This window comes from Daejeonella sp. (assembly GCF_049655485.1).
Classification (GTDB): Bacteria; Bacteroidota; Bacteroidia; order Sphingobacteriales; family Sphingobacteriaceae; genus Daejeonella.
This window is the reverse complement of record NZ_JBASJU010000135.1, coordinates 1-6306: the sequence shown is the minus strand read 5'-3', so window position 1 is coordinate 6306 and position 6306 is coordinate 1. Positions and strand designations below refer to the sequence as shown.

At 41.3% G+C, this 6306-nt stretch carries 6 protein-coding genes; 3 read left to right on the top strand and 3 right to left on the bottom strand.

The annotated features are described in order from the left end of the window. Positions 1–370: 370 nt before the first annotated feature. Complete coding sequence (locus tag WBJ10_RS05650) at positions 371–526, bottom strand: hypothetical protein (protein ID WP_424288557.1); 156 nt, start codon at positions 524–526, stop codon at positions 371–373. A 489-nt stretch (positions 527–1015) separates the two neighbouring features. On the opposite strand from WBJ10_RS05650, the gene WBJ10_RS05645 reads away from it, so the two are divergent. Together WBJ10_RS05645 and WBJ10_RS05640 are read left to right on the top strand one after the other, a co-directional pair. Continuing rightward, positions 1016–1378 carry a response regulator gene (locus tag WBJ10_RS05645; protein ID WP_424288556.1) on the top strand — a complete coding sequence of 121 codons (363 nt, stop codon included), beginning with the start codon at positions 1016–1018 and terminating at the stop codon, positions 1376–1378. 116 nt (positions 1379–1494) lie between these two features. Beyond that, positions 1495–2460 (top strand): isopenicillin N synthase family dioxygenase, encoded by a 966-nt coding sequence (locus WBJ10_RS05640; RefSeq protein ID WP_424288555.1) that lies wholly within the window; start codon positions 1495–1497, stop codon positions 2458–2460. 44 nt (positions 2461–2504) lie between these two features. On the opposite strand, the gene WBJ10_RS05635 is transcribed toward WBJ10_RS05640, so the two are convergent. Together WBJ10_RS05635 and tilS are read right to left on the bottom strand one after the other, a co-directional pair. Beyond that, a complete protein-coding gene (locus tag WBJ10_RS05635; protein WP_424288554.1) occupies positions 2505–2993 on the bottom strand; it encodes a hypothetical protein in 489 nt (162 codons plus the stop codon). 2 nt (positions 2994–2995) lie between these two features. After that, positions 2996–4333, bottom strand: coding sequence for a tRNA lysidine(34) synthetase TilS (tilS, locus tag WBJ10_RS05630; RefSeq protein WP_424288553.1), 1338 nt, complete (start codon positions 4331–4333; stop codon positions 2996–2998). Between the two features lie 52 nt (positions 4334–4385). Between tilS and WBJ10_RS05625 the strand changes: the two genes are divergently transcribed. Beyond that, the coding region (locus WBJ10_RS05625; RefSeq protein ID WP_424288552.1) for an OstA-like protein at positions 4386–6306 on the top strand (1921 nt) is incomplete at its 3' end.

Sequence of the window (6306 nt, the reverse complement as noted above, 5' to 3'; positions counted from 1 at the left end):
GCCGCACAGTAGCATTTCGATGCTTACACCAGCATTAGTCCATGGCCGAAAACTAAAGCTTAAACGACACTGGAAGAATTATTATAAAAAAAGGCCAGCAAAGGAGGTGCTGGTGGAAGGCTAGTTTGCAACAAAAATGACGGCACTTTTAAAAAGAAAAAAAGAAGCAAAAAAAGAAAATCGTGTTAAGATGTGGACAACGCTACGCGTTCCCCACATCTTAACACGACAACAACAATAAATGTATTTATCTTTATAAAAAAACTGTCAACCTAATTCAGGACGAGTCAGTTAAAACTTTGCGTCCTTTGCGTAAAACTTTGCGCCCTTTGCGGTAAAAATAGGCGTCTTGTTTATATAAAGCTTGTCTTTATCTTAATTCCCGGTTATCCCGCTGTGCTGCAAGCGCCGGTTCTTCCAGTTTCTCAATAAGCTCCGCAATCTCCTTCTTCATAAAGAAGCCAACCATCTTTTTAAGCTGTTTCAACATCGTTATAGCAGCTTTGATTTTTTCCTTATCATCCATACACAACAAAGCTTGCTAAATATATTAGCAATTCCAAATAAATTGAATATTTCCAATTCCAGAAATAGTGTATATTTGCTGTTTGAAAACCGCTGTTGTTGTGGTGCTGATTATCTCAGTACTGATGATTTTGCGTTACCGTCATATTCGTAAGTCTTAACAATGCCCCAGGGCATACCAGATTATTACGAAAACTACGACAGTACCTAAACATCCGCCACCTAATTTAGATGCGCCCCAACCTGCTATTAAGCCACGAAATATATTATTCATATAAAAAGAGTTTTATTTTTGTCAATATTTCTAAGTTTAACCTGTAAAGGAAAAAAAAGTTTGGATTTAAATATCTCTTATTCCGATAGGAAACCGCGGAATGTTTGTTAAATTGATTCCAGCTTGGATATTATGTAATAATAGTTATTTTTAATCCGCATTGACAAAATAGATAATTTTTAAAAAAACATCAGCTCTCAGGTTAAGAAAAAAATTATGACGAAGAAGATTTTAATTTGTGATGATGATGAGGATATCCTATCAATCTGTACTTATATCCTTGAAGAAAATGGCTGGGAGGTCCATACTCGTAACCATTGCAAGAATATAGTTGAGACCGTTGAGGGGATAATGCCAGATATTATTCTGATGGATAACTGGATCCCTGATGTCGGTGGTATTAAAGCCACGCAGTCGATTAAAGCCACTCCAGCACTAAATCAGATTCCTATCATTTATTTCTCTGCTAATAATGATGTGAAAGCCCTTGCCAAAGTTGCCGGCGCAGATAATTTTCTGGCGAAGCCTTTTGATATTGAGGAGCTGGAGAAAATGGTGACGAGCGTTCTGGAAAAGTAGTAAGTTGTAAGTTATAAGTATTAAGTTGTAAGTCTGTTACGGTAGTTTATGCGATTGCCACTTATAACTTACAACCTATAACTTACCACTAAAAAGTACCCTGTTAAACTAAATATATGTCAACCGAAGTAAACATCCCCCGCCTGGACCTTAACGATTACGTTAAAGGTACCCCGGAACAGAAAAAGCAATTTTCTGATAATATAGGTAAAGCATTCAATGAAACGGGTTTTGTAACCATCGCCAATCATGGCATGACCAAGGAACTCATGGATGAGCTTTACGCTGAAGTGAAAAAGTTTTTCAGCATGCCTGATGAACAGAAGTTAATGTATGAGAAAGCGGAACTTGCCGGCCAGAGAGGTTATACCAGTAAAGGCAGGGAAAAAGCGAAAGATTCGAAAACGCCAGACTTAAAAGAGTTCTGGCAAAGCGGACAGGTTGTGAGCGATGGTGATCCTATCAAGGATGAGTATCCTGATAATGTGATCGTTGAAGAACTTCCCCGTTTCAACGAAATAACTCGCGAAGTTTATCAGCGCCTTGAAACGGCAGGGAAACATTTACTTCATGCTATCGCCGTATACCTGAACCTTCCTGAAAACTATTTCGACGATAAAGTTCATAATGGTAATTCAATATTGAGAGGTATTCATTATTTCCCGATTGAGAATCCAGATAGCCTGCCTGCTGATGCAGTTCGCGCAGGAGCTCATGAAGATATAAACCTGATCACATTACTAATCGGTGCAAGCGCGGATGGACTGGAAGTCCTTACACGCGATGGAAGATGGTATCCTGTTAAACCGAATGTGGAAGATATCGTAGTTAACGTTGGCGATATGCTTCAACGCTTAACCAACAATAAGCTGAAATCAACCACACACCGGGTAGTTAACCCTCCCCGCGAATTAATGAAAACATCGCGTTTTTCAGTTCCTTTCTTCCTACACCCTAAAGCAAACATGGACCTTACTGCCCTGGAATCCTGCATCGATCAGGAGCACCCTAAAGCGTATGATGATATTACTGCGGGGGCGTATTTGGATGAAAGGTTGAGGGAAATCGGACTGAAGATGTAGTGGAAACTGAAAACTGAATTTGAATATAGCGCAAGATTGCGTTTTCAGTTTTCAGTTTTCAGTTGCATTTTTATGCTCTCCTCCAACTCCCCCGCACTCTGCGTCCCAATAACATATACCAGCCCATCCCGGTCTGTTAGCTTGATCGCGTCTTTGCCGCCAGCATAGAACCTCACAGTTCCTTTTTGATGAAGGTTATATACCGGGTTATTGATCAGGTATGAACTGTAAGCAGTCCTTTCAATTTTAACGATGCTGTTTAAATCGATCTTGACTTTTTTGGTCGTCCACAATCCATCGAGTACAATACTTCTGTTTTGTACAGTAGTTTTATAGTGAAGCAGGAACATCATTATTACTGAAACTATAAGGATCCCGCATCCTACAACCAGAAACAGCGAGGCATTCTCTTCTCTTCTCTCAGTAATAAAATAAGCAGCGAAACAGAATAATGCCATTACCATCCTGACGCTTATCCGGCTGTAATCGCGGCCGAGATATTGTTTTTCAATAAAGACAGGCGGGTTCTGCATGTTCAGGTCGTTTGTTCGAAGATAAAAACTTTTTTGGTGTTAGTGCTAATTTTATAGCGCTCATCGATGCGGAATCCAGCTACCCAGAGGATATCACCATTGCCATTTTCCAATATGCCGATATCGTTTTTCCTGCTTAGAGGAACCTTTTGTTCAATAAAAAAATCGCTTAGTTTTTTGGTGCCCTTTAATCCAAGAGGATGGAAGCGGTCCCCATCATTCCAGTGCCTCAGGGTGAGCGGGAATTTTAAAAGTCCAAAATCTAATTGGGCAAGGGCGTTTTCTTTTTTAAGTGTGAATTGCTCAAGCGTTTTACTTTCTCCCCTATAGGACTTTCCATTCCATGCTACATCGGTGTCCGGCGAATTGATGTAAACGGCTCCTTCAATTTCTTTTTTCTTTTTTGCCAGAATCACCTTATCCCGATCCAGGCATAGGTCATATGAATTGGAACAGAATATTTTCCCCGGTTCACCATCCCATGCACGTTTGAAATCCCGAAGAACGGCTTCAGTAAAACCGAAGGGATGGAACAAGCCGTACAAAAGAGTATCGGCTGGATGGAGAGCTTTCAAGGCTTGCAAACTGATCTCATATTCGCCACTGTTAACTTCCTTAAAAAGATCTGACTTTAATTCTTTCACACGTGCATCAAGAAGGATTTCAAGTTCTTCGAAGCGTTTACGATTAGCTTCGAACGTTTCTTCCAGAGAAGGATTTAGTTCTTTCAGTACAGGTATAACTTCCAGTCGAAGCTTGTTCCGGGCATATTTCGTGGATTCGTTAGAACTGTCTTCCCGGTATGTATATCCTTTTTCTTCCAAAGCCTGGTCAATTTCATCCCTTTTAAGGAATAATAGGGGCCGGATTATTTTTCCTTTTTTTGGTAGTATACCATGCATGCCTGCGATGCCGGTCCCGCGGGTAAGATTAAGGAGCATGGTTTCCATGACATCGTTCTGATGCTGCGCAACGGCGATGTATTGAAATCCGAAATCTACCCGTATTTCTTCCAGCCACTGATAACGAAGGTCCCGCGCCGCCATTTGTATGGAAATATGATGTTCCTGAGAATATTGGGTAGTATCGAAGGTGGTGCTATAAAAGGGAACTTCCAATTCGGCGGCTAAATCTGAAGTAAACTGCTCGTCTTTTTCTGATTCTACGCCGCGAAGGCCGAAGTTACAGTGCGCAATACCAAAGCTTAGGCCCGATTCGTTAAACAGATGTACCATCAGCACGGAGTCGCGGCCCCCGCTTACAGCAAGCAATATGCGCTCTCCCGAATCGAAAAGGGCATGTTGTTTGATAAATGTGCTGAGTCGGTTAAGGATGTCCATCAGCTCAAAATTATTTAATTAAAATCCTTAGCCAAAAAACTATTTTTGTAAGGTGAGGAAAATCCTATTTTCTGTTCTGTTTTCTGTTCTAACCTTTGCTGCTATGGCACAAGGCACAAAGATCAAACTTCAGAGTTCTATAGTAACCAAAGGCTTCCAGAAGCAAGGATTTGCCCGCGTAATTGGCCCTGTTTTCGAACATGACGGCTCGACGCTGGCAGCCGATAGTGCGGATGTTAATTTTGAATCGAATGTTTTTGATGCATTTGGCCATGTGGTGATTACTCAGCCTTCGGGAACAGTCATATATTCCGACCTCTTGAATTATAATGGGAACACTAAACTGGCAATCCTTACAAATAATGTGAGGATGATCGATAAAGATGCTACCCTTACTACTCCTGTATTAACGTACAATATGAACACTAAGGTAGGGACTTACAACGGTGGCGGACAAATCGTCAACGGACAAAATGTGCTTACCAGTAAGAATGGATACTATTTTGAGTCGACCCGCGATGCCTATTTTAGGTATAATGTGGTACTAACTACTCCCGATGCGCTAATCAAAACCGATACTTTAAGATATAATTCAAATTCTAAGATTGCCTACTTCTACGGCCCTACGAATATTTATGGTAAAGATGATACCCTCTATACCGAAAACGGGACGTATAACACTTCCAACGATCAGGCTCGGTTTGGCAGAAAGAATCTCTACACTCAGGGAAGTAAATCGCTCAAAGGCGATAGCTTGTTCTACGACCGGAATGCTGGTTTCGGACGTGCGATTGGCAATATTACATTTATTGATACGGCAGAGAAAGCGGAGCTAAGAGGTGGAATGGGCCTTTACAGGAAATCGGATGAAAGTATCCTGGTAACTAAAAATCCCTATGTAGTGATTATCACAGAATCAGATTCGTCGAAAGTTGACTCCATCTGGTTTACTGCAGATACGCTTTTTAGCAAGGTGATATACACGCGGGATGTACAGCCTTATAAAAAGGAAGAACTAAAATCTGATAAAGAATTGGCAGCCGAAACGCCAATAGCGCTGGTTGAGCCCCCGACTTCCACCGCCCCTGGTGGGAAAGCTGATTTCTCGCCAAAGGTCGGTTCTACGAATCAGGAACCGCCAAAAACCACCGAGCCCGTGCTGCCCGATAAAAAAATAGCTCCACCGGAACTTAAGCCTAAACCTGTAGCAGCATTACCGGATACCATAAAGCCGAAAGTAGCAAACAAGCCATCAACGGCTACTGCCAAGACTACGGTAAATCCCAAAAATGTGAGCGCAGTTAAAGCAGATTCCATTCCCCTTGACACCGCCAGAAACAGGATCATTATAGCTTATCATGACGCTAAGATCTATAAATCAGATCTCCAGGCAAGGGCTGATTCTATGTTTTTCAGCTATTCAGATTCAACCGTGAGGTGTTTTGTTAAACCTATTGTATGGGCCCAGGGTTCTCAGCTTACCGGAGATACCATTTATCTTCAGATGAAGAATAAGAAGCTGAATAATATGCTTCTGCAGCATAATAGCTTTATCGTTAATTCGGAAGATTCTGATTCTTCGAAATTCAACCAGATCAAAGGGAAAGTAATTACTGGTTACTTTAAGGATAATAAACTCAATCAGTTATTTGTGGATGGTAATGCGGAGAGTGTATACTATGTAAAAGATGATTCTGCTTATGTAGGACTAAATCACCAGGTCAGCAGCCGGATAAAAATGAATTTCGCCGACGGAAAGCTTAGAGGTATAAACTTTATCCGGGCTGTTCAGGCTTCAACCAAGCCTATCGACAAGCTAACCGAAGATGATAAAATTTTGAAAGGATTTATCTGGAAACCAAAAGACCGCCCAAAATCTAAGGAAGAAATTATTCCGCAGCTGGCAAAGAAGGAGGTAAAAAAGGTTCCGGTTAAGGCTACTCCGGCAAAGGCTGCACCTGCTAAAACTACTC

Coding starts and splice junctions, on each gene's coding strand:
- WBJ10_RS05650 (WP_424288557.1), bottom strand. CDS start 526: ATGGATGATAAGGAAAAAATCAAAGCTGCTATAACGATGTTGAAACAG.
- WBJ10_RS05645 (WP_424288556.1), top strand. CDS start 1,016: ATGACGAAGAAGATTTTAATTTGTGATGATGATGAGGATATCCTATCA.
- WBJ10_RS05640 (WP_424288555.1), top strand. CDS start 1,495: ATGTCAACCGAAGTAAACATCCCCCGCCTGGACCTTAACGATTACGTT.
- WBJ10_RS05635 (WP_424288554.1), bottom strand. CDS start 2,993: ATGCAGAACCCGCCTGTCTTTATTGAAAAACAATATCTCGGCCGCGAT.
- tilS (WP_424288553.1), bottom strand. CDS start 4,333: ATGGACATCCTTAACCGACTCAGCACATTTATCAAACAACATGCCCTT.